The organism is Luteolibacter sp. Populi (assembly GCF_040801775.1).
Lineage (GTDB): Bacteria > Verrucomicrobiota > Verrucomicrobiia > Verrucomicrobiales > Akkermansiaceae > Haloferula.
In genome coordinates this window covers 3,240,476-3,259,988 of record NZ_CP161812.1, presented here as the reverse complement: position 1 = coordinate 3,259,988, position 19,513 = coordinate 3,240,476, and the positions used below count along the sequence as shown (strand labels likewise).

21 protein-coding genes, 1 tRNA gene and 1 rRNA gene are annotated in these 19,513 nt (G+C 63.5%); 12 read left to right on the top strand and 11 right to left on the bottom strand.

Going from position 1 to position 19,513, the window contains the following annotated elements; translation table 11 throughout:
* Positions 1-209 precede the first annotated feature (209 nt).
* A 5S ribosomal RNA gene (rrf, locus tag ABWK72_RS13185) occupies positions 210-325 on the top strand.
* Positions 326-464: 139 nt separating this feature from the next.
* A complete protein-coding gene (locus ABWK72_RS13180) occupies positions 465-1,292 on the top strand; it encodes an ATP-grasp domain-containing protein (protein WP_367875261.1) in 828 nt (275 codons plus the stop codon).
* Positions 1,293-1,300: 8 nt separating this feature from the next.
* On the opposite strand, the gene ABWK72_RS13175 is transcribed toward ABWK72_RS13180, so the two are convergent.
* Positions 1,301-1,759 (bottom strand): iron-sulfur cluster assembly scaffold protein, encoded by a 459-nt coding sequence (locus ABWK72_RS13175; protein ID WP_367875260.1) that lies wholly within the window; start codon positions 1,757-1,759, stop codon positions 1,301-1,303.
* A gap of 121 nt (positions 1,760-1,880) precedes the next feature.
* Between ABWK72_RS13175 and ABWK72_RS13170 the strand changes: the two genes are divergently transcribed.
* From ABWK72_RS13170 to ABWK72_RS13155, 4 genes are read left to right on the top strand one after another with little or no spacing between them, the layout of a single operon-like run.
* Entirely contained in the window at positions 1,881-3,374 is a 1,494-nt protein-coding gene (locus ABWK72_RS13170; RefSeq protein ID WP_367875259.1) for an FGGY family carbohydrate kinase, read from the top strand.
* On the top strand, positions 3,374-4,063 hold the full coding sequence (locus ABWK72_RS13165; protein WP_367875258.1) for a lysophospholipid acyltransferase family protein: 690 nt from the start codon (positions 3,374-3,376) through the stop codon (positions 4,061-4,063). Before ABWK72_RS13170 ends, ABWK72_RS13165 begins: the two co-directional genes overlap by 1 nt.
* Positions 4,060-4,932, top strand: a complete 873-nt coding sequence (gene folD, locus ABWK72_RS13160) for a bifunctional methylenetetrahydrofolate dehydrogenase/methenyltetrahydrofolate cyclohydrolase FolD (RefSeq protein ID WP_367875257.1) — start codon at positions 4,060-4,062, stop codon at positions 4,930-4,932. Before ABWK72_RS13165 ends, folD begins: the two co-directional genes overlap by 4 nt.
* A gap of 4 nt (positions 4,933-4,936) precedes the next feature.
* The gene (locus ABWK72_RS13155) at positions 4,937-5,422 is read left to right on the top strand and encodes a hypothetical protein (protein ID WP_367875256.1); all 486 of its coding nucleotides are present in this window, start codon (positions 4,937-4,939) and stop codon (positions 5,420-5,422) included.
* On the opposite strand, the gene ABWK72_RS13150 is transcribed toward ABWK72_RS13155, so the two are convergent.
* From ABWK72_RS13150 to ABWK72_RS13125, 6 genes are all read right to left on the bottom strand, one after another.
* Complete coding sequence (locus ABWK72_RS13150; protein ID WP_367875255.1) at positions 5,419-5,760, bottom strand: hypothetical protein; 342 nt, start codon at positions 5,758-5,760, stop codon at positions 5,419-5,421. The two genes, ABWK72_RS13155 and ABWK72_RS13150, sit on opposite strands and share 4 nt — an antisense overlap.
* Before the next feature lie 146 nt (positions 5,761-5,906).
* Positions 5,907-7,538: a chaperonin GroEL gene (gene groL / locus ABWK72_RS13145; RefSeq protein ID WP_367875341.1), complete on the bottom strand. Its 1,632-nt coding sequence runs from the start codon at positions 7,536-7,538 to the stop codon at positions 5,907-5,909.
* Between the two features lie 33 nt (positions 7,539-7,571).
* Positions 7,572-7,862 (bottom strand): co-chaperone GroES, encoded by a 291-nt coding sequence (gene groES, locus ABWK72_RS13140; protein WP_367875254.1) that lies wholly within the window; start codon positions 7,860-7,862, stop codon positions 7,572-7,574.
* Between the two features lie 105 nt (positions 7,863-7,967).
* On the bottom strand, positions 7,968-8,471 hold the full coding sequence (locus ABWK72_RS13135) for a hypothetical protein (protein WP_367875253.1): 504 nt from the start codon (positions 8,469-8,471) through the stop codon (positions 7,968-7,970).
* A 32-nt stretch (positions 8,472-8,503) separates the two neighbouring features.
* Positions 8,504-10,435, bottom strand: a complete 1,932-nt coding sequence (dnaK, locus tag ABWK72_RS13130; protein ID WP_367875252.1) for a molecular chaperone DnaK — start codon at positions 10,433-10,435, stop codon at positions 8,504-8,506.
* Between the two features lie 456 nt (positions 10,436-10,891).
* Positions 10,892-10,979 (bottom strand) — tRNA-Ser (locus ABWK72_RS13125).
* Positions 10,980-11,180: 201 nt separating this feature from the next.
* On the opposite strand from ABWK72_RS13125, the gene ABWK72_RS13120 reads away from it, so the two are divergent.
* The 4 genes from ABWK72_RS13120 (at position 11,181) to ABWK72_RS13105 (ending at position 13,504) form a co-directional block, all read left to right on the top strand.
* On the top strand, positions 11,181-11,432 hold the full coding sequence (locus tag ABWK72_RS13120; RefSeq protein ID WP_367875251.1) for an AbrB/MazE/SpoVT family DNA-binding domain-containing protein: 252 nt from the start codon (positions 11,181-11,183) through the stop codon (positions 11,430-11,432).
* Entirely contained in the window at positions 11,426-11,770 is a 345-nt protein-coding gene (mazF, locus tag ABWK72_RS13115; RefSeq protein ID WP_367875250.1) for an endoribonuclease MazF, read from the top strand. The genes ABWK72_RS13120 and mazF overlap by 7 nt, the downstream gene beginning before the upstream one ends.
* A 312-nt stretch (positions 11,771-12,082) precedes the next feature.
* Complete coding sequence (locus ABWK72_RS13110; protein ID WP_367875249.1) at positions 12,083-12,295, top strand: hypothetical protein; 213 nt, start codon at positions 12,083-12,085, stop codon at positions 12,293-12,295.
* Between the two features lie 114 nt (positions 12,296-12,409).
* Positions 12,410-13,504: a GNAT family N-acetyltransferase gene (locus tag ABWK72_RS13105; protein WP_367875248.1), complete on the top strand. Its 1,095-nt coding sequence runs from the start codon at positions 12,410-12,412 to the stop codon at positions 13,502-13,504.
* 128 nt (positions 13,505-13,632) lie between these two features.
* Here the strand turns inward: ABWK72_RS13105 and ABWK72_RS13100 are convergent, their stop codons facing one another.
* The gene (locus ABWK72_RS13100) at positions 13,633-14,130 is read right to left on the bottom strand and encodes a GNAT family N-acetyltransferase (RefSeq protein ID WP_367875247.1); all 498 of its coding nucleotides are present in this window, start codon (positions 14,128-14,130) and stop codon (positions 13,633-13,635) included.
* A complete protein-coding gene (locus ABWK72_RS13095) occupies positions 14,111-14,413 on the bottom strand; it encodes a DUF1778 domain-containing protein (protein ID WP_367875246.1) in 303 nt (100 codons plus the stop codon). The genes ABWK72_RS13100 and ABWK72_RS13095 overlap by 20 nt, the downstream gene beginning before the upstream one ends.
* 211 nt (positions 14,414-14,624) lie before the next feature.
* On the opposite strand from ABWK72_RS13095, the gene ABWK72_RS13090 reads away from it, so the two are divergent.
* Together ABWK72_RS13090 and ABWK72_RS13085 are read left to right on the top strand one after the other, a co-directional pair.
* Complete coding sequence (locus tag ABWK72_RS13090) at positions 14,625-17,180, top strand: hypothetical protein (RefSeq protein ID WP_367875245.1); 2,556 nt, start codon at positions 14,625-14,627, stop codon at positions 17,178-17,180.
* Positions 17,164-17,655 carry a hypothetical protein gene (locus ABWK72_RS13085; RefSeq protein WP_367875244.1) on the top strand — a complete coding sequence of 164 codons (492 nt, stop codon included), beginning with the start codon at positions 17,164-17,166 and terminating at the stop codon, positions 17,653-17,655. The genes ABWK72_RS13090 and ABWK72_RS13085 overlap by 17 nt, the downstream gene beginning before the upstream one ends.
* 56 nt (positions 17,656-17,711) lie before the next feature.
* Here the strand turns inward: ABWK72_RS13085 and ABWK72_RS13080 are convergent, their stop codons facing one another.
* Both ABWK72_RS13080 and ABWK72_RS13075 read right to left on the bottom strand, forming a co-directional pair.
* Positions 17,712-19,133 (bottom strand): enolase C-terminal domain-like protein, encoded by a 1,422-nt coding sequence (locus ABWK72_RS13080; RefSeq protein ID WP_367875243.1) that lies wholly within the window; start codon positions 19,131-19,133, stop codon positions 17,712-17,714.
* 60 nt (positions 19,134-19,193) lie between these two features.
* Positions 19,194-19,418: a hypothetical protein gene (locus tag ABWK72_RS13075; protein ID WP_367875242.1), complete on the bottom strand. Its 225-nt coding sequence runs from the start codon at positions 19,416-19,418 to the stop codon at positions 19,194-19,196.
* Positions 19,419-19,513 lie beyond the last annotated feature (95 nt).

The following is a 19,513-nucleotide window of genomic DNA, read 5'->3' as shown; positions in this document are numbered from 1 at the left end:
GGACGAATTGAGGTTTGATAAAAGACGAAGATCTCCGTGCGGATGCCAGAGAGCGGCAAGCATGAAAGTTGATAGTGAAGGGTTGATTGTTGATAGTCCGGGCTTCGGTTCCGACCATCAACCGTCAACTTGAAACCATCAACTTTCCCCGCTACGACCTCCAGAGTCCCGGCCCTGACCCGATCGCTTGATCGACAACAGGGCCGCCCTCTGGTGGCCAGAGCGCGGTGGAACCACCCGGTCCCATTCCGAACCCGGAAGTGAAACGCTGCAGCGCCAATGGTATTGGGACGACAGGTCCTGTGAGAGTAGGTCGCCGCCAGGTATTCGCCCGGCCCCGAGTAACATCGGGGCCGGGCGCTTTTTTGTGCACGGATGGGAGGATCGGTGGCCGACAGCCGGCTGCCCGTTTTTTTGAGATCGTGACCGGTTTCTATCCTTGTTAGACCGCCTTACTCCAAGTCATGAGCATCGATCGGCCCATAGTCATTCTCGCGCCCCGGATTACGGATGACTCGGTCACTATCTGGCGCACCTGCCTTGATCTCGGCTGGAGCTCCGTCCGTCTCCGGGGCTGGCGCGTTCCCGACGAGCTTCTCTCCCATTCCGGCGACTTCATTCTCTACGGCGAACCCCTCTTCGCCGAAGCCGCATGCGATCAGCTAGGGCTTGTCTTGCTGGAGCCCGCCATTGACTGGCTCACCACGGTCCCCCGCGAGCACCTTTCCCGCGAGATCGAGATTATGAGCTTGGGCGACGCCCGTAACAAAGTTTCCCGCGCCTTCGTCAAACCGGCCGACGGCAAGATTTTCGAGCCCAAAGTGTACGATACTGGCGCCGATCTGCCCACGGAGGACCGCGTTGATGCGTCCATTCCCGTGCTGCGTTCCGGCATCATGGATTTCAGGCTGGAGGTCCGTTGCTTCATTAAGGAGCGGGAGATCGTGACGCTAAGTCCCTATTGGCGAAACGATGAGCTGGCACTCGATCCCGCTGGCAACTGGCCTTTCCTCCTTGGTGAGGAGGAAGCCGCCCGCACCTTCGCATGCAAAGTTCTGGCGGATCCGAAAGTCACTCTGCCTCCCGCCTGTACCTTGGACGTCGGTCTGGATGCCAGAGGGGTTTGGGCGGTGATCGAAGCGAACCCTTGCTGGGGAGCCGGCCTCTACGGATGCGATCCAGCCGCCGTGCTAAAGACAATCCGCGTGGCGATCCGCAAGCGGAGCGAGGTGTCTGTCGACGATCTGCCGTGGATCTCAAAACGCCGCAGCGAGATCCATGGCGAGCCCTGACCGCCTTTCTATTCCACCGCCACGATCCGGATCTTTCCCGCCGGCTGCCGCATCGCGTCGGATAACGTCGCCCCCACCGTCACCGATGGCACCACCGGCGTCTGATCCAGAGCATTCTTCAGCGCCCCTTCCACCAGTTGCCCGCAATGGATCTTCATCGGCGGCAGCGGTCCCAGATCGCCGGTCAGCTCGTTGGCAGAAAGCTCCCGCGCCTCCTCCGCCGTCTTGCCCTTGAGCAGCTCCGTCGCCATCGAGGCCACCGCAATCGCCGTCTGGCAGCCGAAGGATTGGAAGGACGCGCGATCGATCACCCGCTTGCCGTCCTTTTCCGTGAACTTCAGCCACATCCGCAGCATGTCCCCGCAATCCGGCGAACCCACCGTTCCCACCGCATCCGCATCGGGGATTTCTCCCTGATTCTGCGGCTTGGCGAGGGCCTCGCGCACCTTCTCTTCGAAATCGCTCATGTCCGGACGATGCGGCAAGACCGCAGGGATTCAAGCGCGGGCTTGCCAAGACAGGCCAAGGCGGGAAAGGCTAGCGCACACCGAACGAGGCCGTGACACCCGGCAAGCTCGGCTGGCGTGCATGCATTTCCTCGGAATTGAAATCGGCCATGCGGCGACCCGCGTGGTGGCGCTGGATTTGGAAGCCGCGACGGTGTCCGCGGAGGCCGTCGCCGCCCACGCGTGGGTGGAAGGCTTGCCCGACGGCTATCGCGAGCAGGATCCTTCCTGTTGGATCGCCGCCGCCGATCAAGCGATGCGCCAATGCCTCGAATCCCTCGGCACCCATCGCGGCGGCGTCGCCGGCATCGGCATCACCTCGCCCACCGGCGGCATGGTCGTGCTCGATGAAAACAACCGCATCGTCCGCCCGGCCAAGCTCGGCATCGACCGCTCCGCCCAGCGCCAGGCCGACGAGATCGGCCGCGCCTTCGGTGGTGCTCCCGGGCTCATCGAACTATGCGGCAATTCCGTTGCCGCCGGCTCCCTCGCCGCCCAATGCCTCTGGCTCAAGCAGCACGAGCCCTACCACTTCCAGCGCACTGCGCGCTTGATGACCCCGCAGGATTTCATCGGCTACTGGCTCACCGGCGAGGCCGGGATCGAGGCCGGCTCCGCCGCCACCACCGGCCTCTTCAATGTCCCGCAGCGCCGCTGGAGCGCCGAGCTCATGGAGTTCATCGACTCCCGGCTCTTCGACATGCTGCCGCCCGGCATCTCCCCGGCCCAACCGCGCGGCGTCCTCCGGCCCGCCCTGTGCAAGGCCTGGGGCATCCCGGAGGGCGTCATCGTGGCCCCCGGCTCTGGTGCCGCCGCCCTAGCCGCCCTGGCCGTCGGTGCCGCCTCCGATGGTGCCGTCGTCGCTGACCTCTCTGCCGATGGCTCGCTCGCGGCAGTCTCCGACCGGCCTTGCGTCGATTTCCGCGGCGAAGCAGCCACCCTCTGCGATTCCTCCGGTCGCTGGCTCGCCCGCCTCGGCATGTCGAATGCCGTCGCCGCGCTGGAATTGGTCCGTCGCCACTACGGCTGGTCCGGCGCCGAATTCGAGCGCGCCTTGGAAGCCACCACCGCCGGGGCCAATGGCCTGCTCTTCCTGCCCTACCTCCGCGGCGAGGCCACCCCGCGCCTCCCCGACGCCAGCGGCGTCCTCCACGGCATCACCCTCGACAATTTCACGCCTGGCAATCTCGCTCGCGCCGCCGCGGAGGGCCTCGCCCTCGGCTTCGGCTACGCCTTCAGCCGCCTCCGCGATCTCGGCTTCGAGCCCGCCGGCGTCCGCGTCGCCCGCGATGCCGGGCCCGCCTTCCAGCAATTGCTTGCGGATGTCTTCGGTGTCCCGGTCGTCGCTGTCGCGGGCACCGGCGGCCCCTTGCTCGGCGCGGCCATGCAGGCGGCCGTCGTCTACTTCCGCCTGAATGGCGAGTCTCTGGGCTTCGACGAAATCGCCGGTTACATCGTCACCGTGGACGAGTCCACGCGCCGCGATCCCGACCCGCAGCGCCACGAATTCTACGAAAGCATGCTGGCCCGCCAACAGTACCTCGTGGAGACCCTGCACGCGGGAGGTTTCCTCTAATGGCGGGCGACCGCAGCGAGGTCCGCGAAAGCGGCAAGGCGAACTTCCTCGGCAAGCTCGCCGGACGGATCATGCAGGCTTGGTGCGCCACCTTGCGCTTCGAGATCGTCGACCGCTGCGGCCTCACCCGCCCCGGTGGCATCGAGGGCCCGGTCATCTACTGCCTCTGGCACAACCGCATCTTCACCGTGCCCGCCGCGTGGAAGCGCGCGTGCGGCAAGCACCGCCGCGCCGTGGTCCTCACCAGCGCCAGCCACGATGGCGCGGCACTCGCCCGTGCCATGGGCGTCTTCGGCATCGGCTCGGTCCGCGGCTCGTCTTCCCGCCGCGGCGTCGCCGCCCTCGTCGGCATGCGCAAGGTCCTGCGCGAGGGCACCGACGTCTGCCTCACGCCGGATGGCCCCCGCGGACCCCGCTACATCATCCAGCCCGGAATGGTGAAGCTCGCCGAAACCAGCGGCGCGCCGATCATTCCGATCCACGTCGAGTATCCCTCCTGCTGGCGGCTGAAGTCCTGGGACCGCTTCGCCATCCCGAAGCCCTGCAGCACCGTGCGCGTCATCTTCGACGAGGCACTTGCCGTCCCGGCCAAGCTCCCGGAAGATGAATTCGAAAGCTGGCGCAGCCGTATCGAGCAACTCATGCGCGACGGCACCGGCGAAATCTTTTCCAACGACGAAGTACGATGAGTTCCGTAATTGATGGCAAGGCGGTCGCCGCGGCAGTCCTGGAAGAATGCCGCACCGAAACCGCCGAATTGAAAGCGCAGGGCATCACGCCCGGTCTCGCCGTGGTCTTGGTCGGCGACGATCCGGCATCCCACGTCTACGTCAGCTCGAAGGTGAAGACCTGCGGCGAACTCGGCCTGCACTCCCGCAAGATCGTGCTCCCCGCCACGGCGACCCAAGACGAGGTCCTCGCCATCGTCCGCGAGTTGAATGCCGATCCCGCAATCCACGGCATCCTCGTCCAGAGCCCGCCGCCCAAGCACATCGATGAAGATGCGGTCGTGCGCACCCTCGACCCGCGCAAGGACGTGGACGGCTTCCACCCGGAAAACGTCGCCAAGCTCGTCTTGGAAGATCCCACCGGCTTCGTCCCCTGCACCCCCGCAGGCTGCATGCGCCTGCTCGCCGCCGCCGGCGTGAAAACCGCCGGCGCGGAAGCCGTCGTCATCGGCCGCAGCATGATCGTCGGCAAGCCCATGGCCCTCCTCCTTATGGCCAAGGGCGCCGACGCCACCGTCACCGTCGCCCACTCCCGCAGCCGCGATCTCCCCGCCATCTGCCGCCGCGCGGACATCATCATCGCCGCCGTCGGCCGCCCTGAAATGGTCAAGGCCGATTGGGTGAAGGAAGGTGCCGTTGTCATCGATGTCGGCATCAACCGCGTCGATGACCCTTCCACCAAGAAAGGCTATCGCCTCGTCGGCGACGTCGCCTACGCCGAAGTCGCGCCGAAGTGCTCCGCCATCACCCCCGTCCCCGGCGGCGTCGGTCCCATGACCATCGCTCTCCTGATCAAGAACACCCTCCAAGCCGCCCGGCAGATCGGATAGGCCAATGAGGATTTTCACGGACGAGGAGGTTGTGCTTTGGCTTGAGCAGCACTCCATCCAAGCGAACCCCTATTCGAAGAATTCGCATCCGTTTGACGGTTTTTATCAGCAGCGTCCGATTCCCAGTAGCGGGGATACGGCAGCATTTGCAGAGAGTCTTATCCGGCGGGAGGCTGGGTTCTCCTCGGCGCTCTTGCACTTCACGGATTGGGCTCATTATCAGCCGGTGCAAATGTCCGCCATTTGCGCGATCCGAAGCGCCGCAGAGGACGAGCGGCTTCTGATCGAGGCCCCGGGTCACCTGTTCGGCAGCGAACAAGAGGAAGCCCTGATCCAAATGTTTGGACTCGGGATGGAGTTCGGTTGGACGGCCTACCTCTACTTTGAGACAGAGCTTACCTACCTCGCTTGGGAAGGGGAGCTGCTCGACGAATGGAGGATCGGGCCCGGACAGCGGGGCTTCGATATTTCAATGAGCCAAGATTCCTAAACCGGCGGCTCCCCCAAAATCCACTTCGCGCGCTTCGGATTCGGGTGCCGCCGCAGCGTCGCAAAGTCGTCGATCAGACCAGCCCGCGGGAAATAAGGCTCCGCGGATTCGCCGACAGGAAGATCGATATTGATCTCCAGCTTGTAGAGGTCGTCCTCCCCGCGGAAGACGCTCAGCTTGCCCAAGAACCCTTTCCCGTCGAAAGTTTCATACTCGACGATCGTGCCGGGAAGGTCGTGGAAATCGATGCCCGCGGGCAGGGGAATCCAGTCGTCATCCAGAATCTCTTCTTCAACCACTCCTTGGTCTTCTTCTTGCACGGAGGAAAGCTTGGACATGTGCGGCGAAAGCGTCAAACGCACAGCTTGAAACCAGCGAATTCCCCTTGGGTTGCGGGCATTCGGTCCCTCCTCGAACAAGAAAGGCCGGACGGTTTCCCGTCCGGCCTCCTTGATAACTCTGTCGAAGACAGGGCCAGGGCTTCTTAGTAGTCGCCCATGCCACCGCCGTGATCGTGGCCATGGCCACCACCGCCGCCGGCTTTCTCTTCCTTGATCTCGGTGATCAGGGCTTCCGTCGTGAGCAGCAGGCCAGCGATCGAGGCCGCGTTCTGCAGCGCCGAGCGGGTCACCTTGGTCGGATCAACGACACCGGCAGCCACGAGGTCTTCGTACTTGTCGGTCGCGACGTTGTAGCCTTCGGCACCGTTCTTCACGCGCTCGACGATCAGCGCGCCTTCGCGGCCGGCGTTGGCAGCGAGCTGGCGGAGCGGGGCTTCAATGGCGCGGGCCACGATGCCTGCACCGGTCTTCTCGTCGCCGGTCAGGCCGAGGTCACCCACGGCAGCCTGCGCGCGGATCAGCGCGACGCCACCGCCAGGAACGATGCCTTCTTCCACCGCAGCGCGGGTGGCGTGCAGGGCGTCTTCCACGCGGGCCTTCTTTTCCTTCATCTCGGTCTCGGTGGCAGCACCGACGTTGATGACGGCCACACCGCCGGCGAGCTTGGCGAGGCGCTCCTGGAGCTTCTCGCGGTCGTAATCGCTGGTCGTGTCGTCGATCTGGCGGCGGATCTGGTTGACCCGGCCGGTGATCGTTTCGCTGGTGCCGGCACCTTCCACGATCGTCGTGTTTTCCTTGGTGACGGTGATGCGCTTGGCGCTGCCGAGGTCGCTCAGCTCCACGCCCTCAAGCTTGATGCCGAGGTCTTCGGTGATGACCTTGCCACCGGTCAGGACGGCCAGGTCTTCCAGCATCGCCTTGCGGCGGTCGCCGAAGCCCGGAGCCTTCACGGCCGCGATGTGCAGGATGCCGCGCAGCTTGTTCACCACCAGGGTGGCCAGCGCTTCGCCTTCCACGTCTTCCGCGATGATCAGCAGCGGGCGACCGGTCTTGGCCACCTTCTCGAGCAGCGGCAGCATGTCCTTCAGCGAGGAGATCTTCTTCTCGTTGATGAGCAGGTAAGCGTTGTCGAGCGAGACTTCCATGGTCTCGGCGTTGGTCACGAAGTACGGCGAGAGGTAACCCTTGTCGAACTGCATGCCTTCCACCACATCGAGCGTGGTTTCGATGCCCTTGGCTTCTTCCACGGTGATCGTGCCGTCCTTGCCGACCTTGTCCATCGCCTCGGCGATGATGCCGCCGATGGTTTCGTCCCAGTTGGCGGAGACCGTGGCGACCTGGGCGATTTCCTTGGTGTCGTTGACTTCCTTGGAGAGCACCTTGAGCTGGGCCACGATCGCTTCGGTGGCCTTCATGATCCCGCGTTGCAGCGAGATCGGGTTGGCACCGGCGGTCACGTTGCGGAGACCTTCCTTGTAGATGGATTCCGCAAGCACGGTGGCCGTCGTGGTGCCGTCACCGGCGATGTCGGAAGTCCGGGAAGAAACTTCGCGGATCAACTGGGCACCCATGTTTTCATAGGGACACTCCAGCTCGATTTCCTTGGCGACGGAAACGCCGTCCTTGGTGATCGTCGGCGAGCCGAACTTCTTGTCCAGGATGACATTGCGGCCGGCCGGGCCGAGGGTCGCCTTGACGGCACGGGCGAGTTTCTCCACGCCGCGGAGAAGCGCCTGGCGGGCTGCTTCGTCGAATTGCAATTGCTTAGCCATGATAAGTGATTGGTTGGGAGTGTTGGGTTAACGGGATTAGGCGACGATGCCAAGGATGTCGGACTCGGAAATGATCAGGACTTCCTGGCCGTCGACCTTCACTTCAGTGCCGCCGTACTTCGAGATGAGAACCTTGTCGCCCACCTTCACGGTGAACTCGATCTTGTTACCTTTTTCGTCCAAGCCGCCGGTGCCGAGGCTGAGGACTTCGGCTTCCTGCGGCTTTTCCTTGGCGGTGTCCGGGAGCACGATGCCGCCGGCGCTGACTGCTTCGGCGTCGAGGCGCTTCACGAGCACGCGCTGACCGAGTGGTTTGATGGTTGCCATGTGGTTGGTTGGTTTGGTTTGCGTTTGGTTGTTGAGAAGCCGCACCCTCTTGGAAGGGGCGGAAAGTTTTTGTTGGCTGCCATGGAGTGGCAAGCCCGGAAGAATTTAGAACGAAACAGTCCGCTGATGAGATTTGTCGTGCTGCATGGTGGCCTCCACCAACGCGGCCAGTGAACTGATCCCGGTTTCCGTGGCGATCTTCTGGAAGTGCGGGCCGAGCAAGCCCAGCACCCGCATCTCGATGACGTCATCCAAGATTACCTTCTCGCCCTCGGCGATTCCATCGCGGACCTCCTCGAACAGCGTCATCGTCCGCTTGGAATATTTCGCTCTCAAGGCGGACTTCGCCACGGCCACGAGACGTCGGGCCTCGTTGACCGCATCGCGCAGCGGAATGCCATTCTTGCCGTAGAGCGATTGGTCGACGATCCGGGTCGCGATCCAAGGAGTCTCGTCGGGGAAAACGACGAGATACTCCCGGACCATTGAGTTACCCTGATAGCCCTCACCTTCATGCTGGCACGCGCCGATGAGAAGGACGTGACCACCGAGGTGGTCGATCCATCCCGTGCGGAAACACACGGCCGCCGAATCATTGAGATTGCTCATTGTCGCGAGGTGAAGCGGGGTCCCGTCGGGGATTACTTATCCACCACTTCCGCCTCCACGACCTTGCCCTTGGCCTGGCGTGGCTCGCTCGACTGGGCCGACTCGCCCGGCTCGACATCCACGTCGCCGCCTTGCGGGTTCCCGCCCATCGCGCCCTGCGCCTGCTGCGCGGCTTCGTAGAGGCCCTGCAGTGCGGCTTCGAGGGCCGAGGTCGCACCCTTGATCGCGTCGATGTTGTCGCTCTTCAGCGCTTCCTTCACCGCGTCGATCTTGGCCTGGATGCCGGACTTGAGTTCTTCCGGTGCCTCGGCAGGCAGTTCCGCGAGTTGCTTCTCGACGCTGTAAACCAAGTTTTCGGCCTTGTTCTTGGTGTCGATCGTTTCCACCCGCTTCTTGTCTTCCTCGGCGTGTGCCTCGGCTTCCTGCTTGGCCTTCTCGATCTCGTCTTTCGACAGACCGGAGGAACCTTGGATCGAGATTTTCTGCTCCTTACCGGACTCCTTGTCCTTCGCGGACACGTGCAGGATCCCGTTCGCGTCGATGTCGAAGGTCACTTCGATCTGTGGTTCGCCGCGGCGCTTTGGCGCGATCCCGTCGAGCTTGAAGTTCCCCAGCAGCTTGTTGTCGCTGAACATCGGGCGCTCCCCTTGGGAGATCCGGATGTCCACCGCCGGCTGGTTGTCGGAAGCGGTCGAGAAGACCTGCGACTTCTTCGCCGGGATCGTCGTATTGCGCTCGATCATCGGCGTCGCACGCGAGCCTTCCGTCTCGATCGAAAGCGTCAGCGGCGTCACGTCGAGAAGGAGCACGTCCTTCACGTCGCCCTTCAGCACGCCGCCTTGGATCGAGGCGCCGATCGCCACCACTTCGTCCGGGTTCACGCCGCGGTGCGGCTCCTTCCCGGCCAGCTCCTTGGCGATCTCGATCACCTTCGGCATGCGGGTCATTCCGCCGACGAGCACCAGCTCATCGACATGCGATGCCGCCACGCCGGCTTCCTTGAGACACTCGCGCACCGGCTTCTTGGTCCGCTCGAAGAGCGAATCGGTCAGCTGCTCCAGCTTCGCCCGCGTCAGCGTCAGCTGGATGTGCTTCGGCCCGGTCTGGTCCGCCGTGATGAAAGGCAGGCTGATGTCGTAAGACTGGCTGGAGGACAGCGCGATCTTCGCCTTCTCCGCCTCTTCCTTGATCCGCTGCAGCGCGTCCGGCTGCGTGGAGAGGTCGATGCCCTGGTCCTTCTTGAATTCACCCACGATCCACGCGATCAGCGCGTTGTCCCAGTCGTCGCCGCCAAGCTGCGTATCGCCGTCCGTCGCCAGCACCTCGAAGACCCCGTCGCCGATCTCCAGCACGGAGATGTCGAAGGTGCCGCCGCCGAGGTCATACACCGCGATTTTCTCGTCCGACTTCTTGTCGAGCCCGTAAGCCAGCGCCGCCGCGGTCGGCTCGTTGATGATCCGGCGCACGTTCAGGCCGGCGATCTCGCCCGCAGCCTTGGTCGCGTTGCGCTGGGAGTCGTTGAAATAAGCAGGCACCGTGATCACCGCATCGGTGATGGTTTCGCCGAGCTTGGCTTCCGCATCGGCCTTCAGCTTGCCGAGCACCATCGCCGCGATCTCCTGCGGCGAGTAAGTCTTCTTCTCACCGCCGACTTCCACTTCGATGTGGGCGTCGCCATTCGCCGCCGCCACGATCGTGTAAGGCAGCTTCTTGTCGGCTTCCGAAAGCTCCGAGAACTTGCGGCCGATCAGGCGCTTGGCGGAGAAAATCGTGTTCTTCGGATTGGTCACCGCCTGGCGCTTCGCCGCCTGGCCGACCACGCGCTCGCCGCTCTTCGTGAACGCCACGATCGATGGCGTGGTGCGGGCTCCTTCCGAATTTTCGAGAACGACCGGCTCGCCGCCATCCATGACGGCCATGCAGGAGTTCGTCGTTCCGAGGTCGATACCGAGGATCTTGGACATATTGAGAAAGTGGGTTAGAGGTTCTTGGGTTCGCCTGTTAGAGGCAGGTCAGATTGCTGACCGCCTTTCGCATCCCATGTGCCACCCCCGGAATGAAATACTTAATCATCTGATCAACAGGGGATTGTGATCCGTGGAACTGTTCCCCGGAAGGAGATGCCGCGACGGGATTGCGCCATCATGTCACACCGCAGGGCGGCAACTTGGCGCACTGCGACAGCTTTCTACTCCCCAGTCGGTTTCCGCGCGGTCTGAAGGAGCCGAGTTATCGCGACCGCAGAGGCTCCAAAGCCTTGAAGAGGCGGCAGGGAGATAGCCCGGGGTAAGCGGAGCGCAACCCCGGGTCATGGCCCCCCACGTGACGTCCCCTGAAAAGGGACCGGGAGCTGGCTGATGCCGAAACGTTCCGGTTTTTCTGCGCTGCTTGGATGCTCCAAACTTTAGAAGATCTTCCCGCGGACAGGGAGGGATTCGAACCCTCGGGTACTATTGCTAGCACACACGCTTTCCAAGCGTGCTCATTCGACCACTCTGACACCTGCCCTTCGCGGAAGGGCGCGCACCCTAGGGGGCGCCCTCTCGCTTGGCAACCCGATTTTCGGAGAGAGTTTGCGGGCCGGTCCCCGGCCGACTTGGCGGCATTACGCTGGAGCTGCCTTCCCTCGGGCATCCGGCCATCTTCCGCCCTCCACCGGGATTCCTGAGTCCTCTTGACGCGAGCTTCCAAATTATACATTGTATTACCATGAACGAAAAGCCCGTCATCACCCTCAAGAAGTGGGGCAATAGCATCGGCCTGCTGCTTCCAGCGGCAATGGCCAAGGCCGCCCATCTCTCGTCCGGGAATCGCGTCGAAATTGACGTTTCCGATGGCACGCTCACCGTCCGCAAGGCTCCCGGCCAGTCCCGGATTGAAGAACTCTGCTCCGCCATCACCCCCGAAAACCTTCACTCCGAAGCCGGATGGGGCAGCCCGCAAGGAAACGAGGCATGGTGAAAAAAGCCTCCTACGTGCCGGATCGGGGCGATGTCGTCTGGACGGATTTCGATCCTCAAGCGGGTAAGGAGCAGGCCGGAAAACGGCCCGCCCTCGTGCTTTCCCCCAAGGCCTACAACGCCAAAACAAGCCTCGCCGTGATGGTGCCGATCACCAGCCAGGTGAAAGGGTATCCCTTCGAGGTCGCCATCCACACCCGGGCCGTCACAGGCGTCGCGCTTTCGGACCATTTGAAAAACCTGGCTTGGAAGGCTCGCGGCATTCGATTTGCCGATACCGTACCGTCTTCCGTTCTCGACGAGGTGACGGCGAATATCGGCGCCCTTCTGTCGATCTGACCTCGCCCACTTTCTCCGGCATAGCCTCCGAATCCCAAGGGAACTTTGGCACCCCATCTTCTAAGAAGAATGCGTTCCCTCATCGCGCTCGGACTGCCTCATCGCCATCCGGCCACCTTCCCCTAGAGTATCCCGGGTTTCGCAAATGACGCCCGGGGGACGGGTGGCATTGTGTTTTGCACGGCGTTCCGTGCATATTGCCTTCTTGCCTACCTGTTCAAGAGATATGTGCAGCCTACGCGAAATCACGGCTCCAACAGGGTTCCGGCATATCTCGAATCGTCGGTTTGCTTCCTGCTAGAGCAGCTCCCCATGGCTACGACTCAAACCGAGGTATTGCAGGACCATCTTCTAAGCGCGGCACTCTCCTTCCTGGAGGAGGCCGGCGGGACGGGTCGATCGATCTTGGTCCCTCTGCCAGGCGGGCGGAAGCTGGGTATCGAAGTCGAGCTCTTCGAGCCAACCGAGTCCGGCAAAAGCCACGACAGTGAGCGCAGCTTGGCAAAGACCGGCAGGGGGAACTGACGGCTGTTCCCAACCGATTCGGCGGCGAAGCTGCGGCACCGGTTCCATACCGAGGATCCCGCATGCTCCCTTGTGCACGAATCGCGGGACCGCTAGATCCTCCGCAAGGTCACCATGTACACTCCCTCCGCCTTTCGCGTCGAAGACCCCGGCAAGCTCGCCGCTTTCATCCGGAGCCACTCCTTTGCCACGCTGATCACCCACGATGGCAGCGCCCCCTTCGCCAGCCATCTCCCCATGCTTCTTCGCCCCGGGGAAGGCAGCCACGGCACGCTGCTGTCCCACATGGCCCGCGCCAATCCCCAGTGGCAGCACTTCGCCTCCGGCAGCGAGGTCCTCGCCGTCTTCCACGGCCCGCACACCTACATCTCGCCTTCCTGGTACGAGACCGGCCCCGCCGTGCCCACCTGGAACTACGCCACCGTCCACGCCTACGGGGTGCCGGTAATCTTCCGCGACCACGACCGCGTCGTCTCGCTCCTCCAGGATACCGTCTCCGAATACGAGTCATCCCTCCCGCAGCCCTGGCCCGGCGTCCTCCCTGAGGACTACCGCGACAAGCTCATCCACGGCATCGTCGCCTTTGAAATCCCCATCACGCGGATCGAGGGCAAATTCAAGCTCGGCCAGAACCGTCCCCCGGCAGACGTCCAAGGAGTCTTCGACGCCCTCTCCCGATCCGGTGACCCCGGCGATCGCGCCGTCGCCCGCATGATGCTCACCGAGTGCGAGCTGCAAGACGGCGCCCCCACGCTGACCTACTCAAGCGTCACCGAAAGCGACTTCGACGAACTCGCCGCCCTCCGCATCGCCGCCATGCGCGATAGCCTCGAGCGCGTCGGCCGCTTCGATCCCGATCGGGCCCGCGAGCGCCTGCGTAATTCCTTCTACCCCGAGCACACCCGCTTCGTGCAGTGGGGCGGAGAACGCATCGGCTTCTACACCTTTCGCCCCGCCGCCGCTTGCGTCCACCTCGACCATCTCTATATCCATCCCTCCAGTCAGTCCCGCGGCCTTGGCTCTCAAGTCATCACCCATCTGCTTTCCCAATCGGACGCCAGCCGCCTTCCCGTCCACCTTGGAGCCTTGCGGGATAGCCCCTCGAACCGCTTCTACCAGCGCCACGGCTTCGTGAAAACGAGCGAGGACGAATGGGACATCTACTATGTGCGCATGCCCAAGGAGGGGGTGCGTCTCGCGCCCCCGTAGCCTTTTGGCACCCGGCCCTCCCGCTGCCTCCTCTCTGAAATCTCAAATTTGAGATTCATGAACCTCCGCCTCTCGCCCCGCCTTGCCGCAGCAGTCGCGAATGCCGATCCAGCCTCGGGCTGGTTTGATCACGGAAGAGAAGCCGTCGGCAGGAAAAGCCTCAACGAGTTCCCTGCCACCCGCCTGAATCCATACTTCTCATACAGCGCTACCACCTCCTCTTCCGCCGCATCCACTGCCAGGCCGATCCCGCCGGTACCTTGCAGCGAGGCCGCGGCAATCTCACGGGCAGCGGCGATCAGTAGTCGGGCGATACCGCGTCCTTGGAACTCCGCTGCGGTGGCGAGGCGTCCGAGTAGGACCACGGGCACGGGCATTTGCGGCAGCCCCTTGGCGACCCCCGGCCAGTCCTTGGCCTCGGCCAGAGTCGTGGTCAGGGTAAAGTAACCGAGAATCCGCTTCGGCACTACGGCATCGCGTTCGAGGAGCACCCGGGTCACGCTCACGCCCTTCGTGAGGTGCCCGCGAGCCGTCTCCTTGAGGTAGCGATCAAGCGAGTCTCGTCCGCAGGAAAAAGCCTGGCGATCATGATCGCCGGACAGCAGCTCAAGATCGTATCCGGACATGTGTGGCGAGGTCCTTGGCTGCCTTCTTGGCGGCGGCATTGACGGCGGGCGGTTTCGCGAGCATCCGCCGGATCGTCGCCGCTTCCTCGCTGCTAAGCATCCAGCGGCTCTCTTCTTCGAGGACCCGCTCCGCCTCGCGTGAAGCGGCGTCCAGAATGAATGCCGCGACCGATTGCCCCTTGACGGCGGATGCCTCTCTCAAGCGCTCCACCGTCGCTTCGGGAAAGCGCGGATTGATGCGGATCAAGCGCTTGGCCGGCTTCCTTTCCACCGTCTTCTTCATGCCGCTGAACTTAGCAGACACGGGAGGTCCCGCAATCCGAAACGTGACACCGTTTTGGCACCTCTCCGGACCCCGCGGTCAAGCTGCTTTGTTTCCAACCGTTCGCAAGCCCCAAGCTTGACCTCTTCCAGCATAACTCCAGTATCCACCCCATCGTCTGCCCGGAGTTGGTTTCTCCCCAACTCGAGCCCGGACGCTCCTCCCCAGCCTCATGATTCTACTCCCCTCGTTTCGTGGCGTTGCCGCGATGGCAGCCGCCGTATCCGCATGCGCTTCCCTGCATGCCATCCCCTTCAATGACCGCTTCGAATTCGCAGCGGACCTTGGAAACCCCGCCGAACTGCTCCGGCAATCGGATCCCCGCGTCGCCTCCTTCGAGGAATTCGAGAACTCGCTCGAGTTGTCGGAGGACTCCGTCCCGCTGTCCGCCCGGTCCGGTTCCCTCTGGTTCCGCTGGACCGCTCCGGCCACCGCGACCTACCGCCTTATCGGGCTTGAGGCCGGCGATCTGGTCGATGTCTATCAAAGCTCGGGCGGTAACCTCGGCGCGCCCGTGGTCCCTGATGAGGACGAATTCCTGATGAAGTTCGCCGCCACCGCCGGCCAGACCTTCTACTTCCGTCACACCGCATGGACCGAGGTCTTCAATCCCTTCTTCGGACCGCTGGTTCCGGGTGGCTTCATCCTGCGTCGCGAGGGGACCGCCAAGCTTACCGACTTCGGGCCGCGCGAGTCCTTGTCCGCCTTCCTGACAAGTCACGGTGCCGCGAATTCGGAGAAGTACCGCTGGACGGTCACCCAGAGCGGCAGCTACCGCCTGGCCGTCGCATCGTTCTTCGACCCCGAGGAGGAACCCTCGGTCGGCCTCGTCCTCCGCAAGAATGGCGGGGAAGTTTCAGGTCTCGAACTCAATGAAATCCTGACCCTGCCTCTGGTGGCTGGCGATGTCATGGAAGTCACCATCTCCGGGAACGCCCGCTTTGCGCCCCTGAGCTTCGTGCCCGAGCCCTCCGCTTCCCCGGATCTGGGAAGCGTCACCTCGGCTCAGGTGCCCTCGGCTCCGGATCTGGACTACGAGTGGCTTTGGACCGCCCCGGCCAATGGCTACCTGAAGCTGGAACTCAGCACCCCCTTCACCGACAATGTCCTCTACTTCAGCGAATTCGAGGCATTCCCCTATTCACTCACCTATGTCACACCCCTGGATGGCGATGCCGCCACCTTGGCCTACCGCGTGACCTTGGTCGAGAAGGTGGAAGCCGGCGTGACCTACGTCTTCTCGGACGCCTTCGGATCGGGCAGCCCGGTTCCCGGCACGATCGCGCTGAAGTTCTTCTCCGCGCCCTCCACCGTCGCAGAGCGGGTCGATGCCGCTTCCGCCGAGCTGGCCTTGGAAACCGATGCCTCGTTGCTCAACGCCGACGATCATCTGGCGGCTGCCCTTTCGATCGAACCGGCGAACGCCCATGCCAATGCCTTCCGGGCATTCACACGGCTCGCCCTGCTGGAAAAGGAACCTGCCTACACCGCATTCCTCCAAAGCCTGAACATCACCGACGAGGGGCCGGATATCTTCCACCCGAAGCTCATCATGCCTGAGGCTCCCGAGGGCGAGCCCTTGTTCTCCGCGGCTGCAAACGCGACCGACCGGATCGCCGCCCTGCGAACGCTTCTCAGCCCCCGCCTGACCGAGATTCGCGGCCTCCTCAATGCCTCCGTCGCGGTCGACGACCGCCGGAGCTACGTGGCGAAACTCTCGCAGTCTTACGTCATCGACGAGGCGGATATCCTCGGCATGAAGGCCAGCGTGGATATCGTCCAGGCCCTCCTGGACTTGCTCGCCGTCTACGATCTCGGCGGATCGCTGAATGCCATCGTGGACTTGGAAAGCGACGGGGAGATCGATCTCGAGCGCGCCGTAGCCGAGATCCCCACGCTCCTTGAAGTGGCGAATTCGGCGGCGATCGCCGAGTTCAAGACCAAGATCACCAATGCCAATAACCTGCTTTGCGCGGCCTTGATCCAATCCGCCGGGCAAAGGACCGTCGCGGGCAGCCACATGTTCCCGCCGGTCGGTCTCCTGGAGGGCGGCGATGATCTCCTTCAGCACATGGAAGGGATCGAAGTCCTCGCCAAGGCGCTGCTCGGACCGGTCAAGATCGGCACCGAGACCGTTGACCTGACGCAGTGGAATTCGTCCTCGGCTAGCTTGCGTTCCCTGCTTCCCGCCTTGCGCGGCAACCGTGCCCTGGGTCTTACCGCTCCTGATCCCACCTTCGATGGCATCCTCCCGAATATGGGTCTCGGCCGCTTCGATCGCTTGCTCGAGTCGAACCGCGCCCTTGCCGACCCCGCGGGATTCTCCCTTTGGATCGAAGGCTTTCTTGAGTCCGGGGTTCCTCCCCATCTCGCGAAGTTCCTCGACGATGCCGACGGCGATGGTGACACCAATGGTGAGGAGTATTACTTCGCCTCGGATCCGGCCGACCCCTCGATCCGCGTCCAAACTCCGGTCGCGTCGCTCGAAGCGGTGCCCGGGGGCAAGAGCTTCCGGGTCTCCTTTGTGCGTCGCATCGGCGCAGCGGACATTCGCTACGTTGCCGCCGTCTCGGACAACGCGACGACCTGGGACTACACCCAGGCTCAGGTTTCCGTAGTCGGATCGCCCGTTCCGGTCGGCGATGGCCAAGGTGAGATCGTCACCGTCGGCATCAGCGCGAATCTCAAGAATACCCAATTCATCCGGATCCATGCGGTCGCCAATTGAAGTCATCCTGGCGGCCTGCGCCTGTCTCGGCATGGCCGCGGCGGACCAGTGGCAGATCAAGGGCGGCGATAGTCAGATGAACGTCGCCACCGGCTGCGGCAAGGTCGCGGGCCCCATGAGCCTTGCTTCCGACCGCTGGACCTTCACCGCCTCCCGCCAGGCGATCGTCAGCGCCAAGACCAAGATTCTCAAAAGCAAGGACGAGGCCGGCGACGGCACCTACAAGCTCGGCACCTCTCCCGCCAAGATCGTCTTCCTTGGCCAATGCGAAGCCCGCGACCATACGGGCACCGTCGTACTAAAGGCACCGTACCTGATCTTCGATATCGAGGAGGGCAAGATCACCGGCCAAGGCCCCGGCGTTTCCTACCTCGCCAAGGACGGCGCCATTACCCCCTCGGCCTCCCCGGTCTCCATCGACCTCGCCTCCGGAGAAGTCTCCGCCAAGGAGGGGGTGCGTCTCGCGCCCCCGTAGCCTCGTCCCCCTGCCTTTCCTCTGAAATCTCAAATCTCAGATTTCAGATTCCCCCATCACCCCACCGCCCCCAGTCCCACCCGATCCAGCTGCCTCGTCAGCAGCTTCCCGTCCTTCGTCTCGAACAGCCCCGGGAACCTCCCGGTCCACGCAGCATTCGCCGCCGGCACGTACTGCCGGGCATTTCCCTCGATCGTCGAGAGCCCCGGAACGTGCGAGGCAATCCCGGCGGAGTGAACGAACGAAGCCCCCGGACAGGTCAGGTCCTGCACGCACAGGAACATCCCGTACTTCTGCCCGGCCGCAGCCATCAGCATGGCGTGGGACTGGCCCTTGCAGGCCTTCAGGCAGGCCCCGGTGTAGCCCATCTCCCGGGACAGCATCAGGTTCTCCAAATCGGTCAGCGACTCGTCGATCACCACCGGCCGGAACTTGGCGGCCTCATGCATCAGGTTTCCGCGGTCGGCGCGGAGGTCGCGGCGTGTGGGCTGCTCAAGATAGAGGATGCTCTCGAAGCCCTGCGGCGATTGCTCCTTCACCTTGCGCAGGAACTCCAGCAGGTAGTCCACATTGGGACAGTGCTCGTTGAAGTCGCAGCAGTACTTCCACTCCACCTCGGGCCGGGTCTCGCGGGCCACCCGGTCGATCGCCACGGTCCGGGCGATGTCCCATTCGAGGTTCTCGCCCTGCAGCTTGATCTTGATCCGCTGCAGGCCGTCGCGCTTGATCCAATCACCCAGCGTCTCGGGCATGCCGTCATTCAGCGGCTCCTTCAGCTCGCCCGGTGTCACCGCATCGAGCCCGCCGACCGAGTGGAAGAGCCAGATCCAATCGCGCGGCTTGGCGGTCACATACTTCTCCAGCGACTCGCCCTTGAAGTCCGCATTGAGGTAGCGGGAGAGGTCCTGCCCCATCAGCTCCGCCGAGTAGGTCTGGTAGCAATTCAGGCCGAGCGCCTTGCCGAAGGCATCGTGCAGCGCCGCATCGAAGGGGCTGGCGGTGACCTGCGTGCAGAGCTTCGGGATCGGCTCGGCCAGCGCCAGCTCCTTGGAAACCCCGGCGGCGGCCTTCAGGTATTCCGGCTCCAGCAGGTGGTTGATCTCGATCGGGTGCGCCGTCTCCTTGAAGTCGCCGGTAATCTTGTTGATGCGCTTGGCCAGCTCCCGCATCGCCCCGAGCGTCGTCTCGTAGGGCATGGTCTTCGAAGGGAAGGCCCACACGTTGCCCATCGGCATCGAGCCGAAGCCCGTGGCCGATTTGCCGGCGGGTGTGGAGACCTGCACGGTCACGTTGAGCAGCGTCACCCGGTCTACCGCCGTGCCGCCGAACTTGTAGGGCGCGCGGTATTTGAAGTCCTCGAACGCGAACTCCACCTTCTCGATCCGCAGCCCCGCCGGCTTGCTTACGGAAGTCTGGGCACTCGCCCCCAAGGTCAGGAGCGAGGCCGATCGGAGGAAACTGCGGCGGGTCGAGGGCATGGTTCACCACACTTCGGGGATTTACCCCCGGATGGAAAGCCCGGACCGCGTCCCCTTGCCTCAGCGGCGCGGCTGCTCCGGCGGGAGCGCGGTGCGGCCGATGGTCGGGGAGGACGAGCCGCCTTCCGGCGAGCTGCCCGAGCGGTTCGCGGGTTCCGCGAGGACTGCGCCCTCATCCGGTTCGTTCCGCAGGGTGGCCCGGCCGTAGTTCGACCCGCACATGGAGAGCAAGGTGGTGGCAGCAACCAAAACGAGGAATCGGGGAATGGAGGTGGCGATCTTCATGGAATACGTGTTCCCGGAGTCTGACGCCTCAGCCGCTAGCTGCAACAAGGAAGTCTGCGGCCCATGGCAATTTGTCGGGACAATTGGAATAGAGT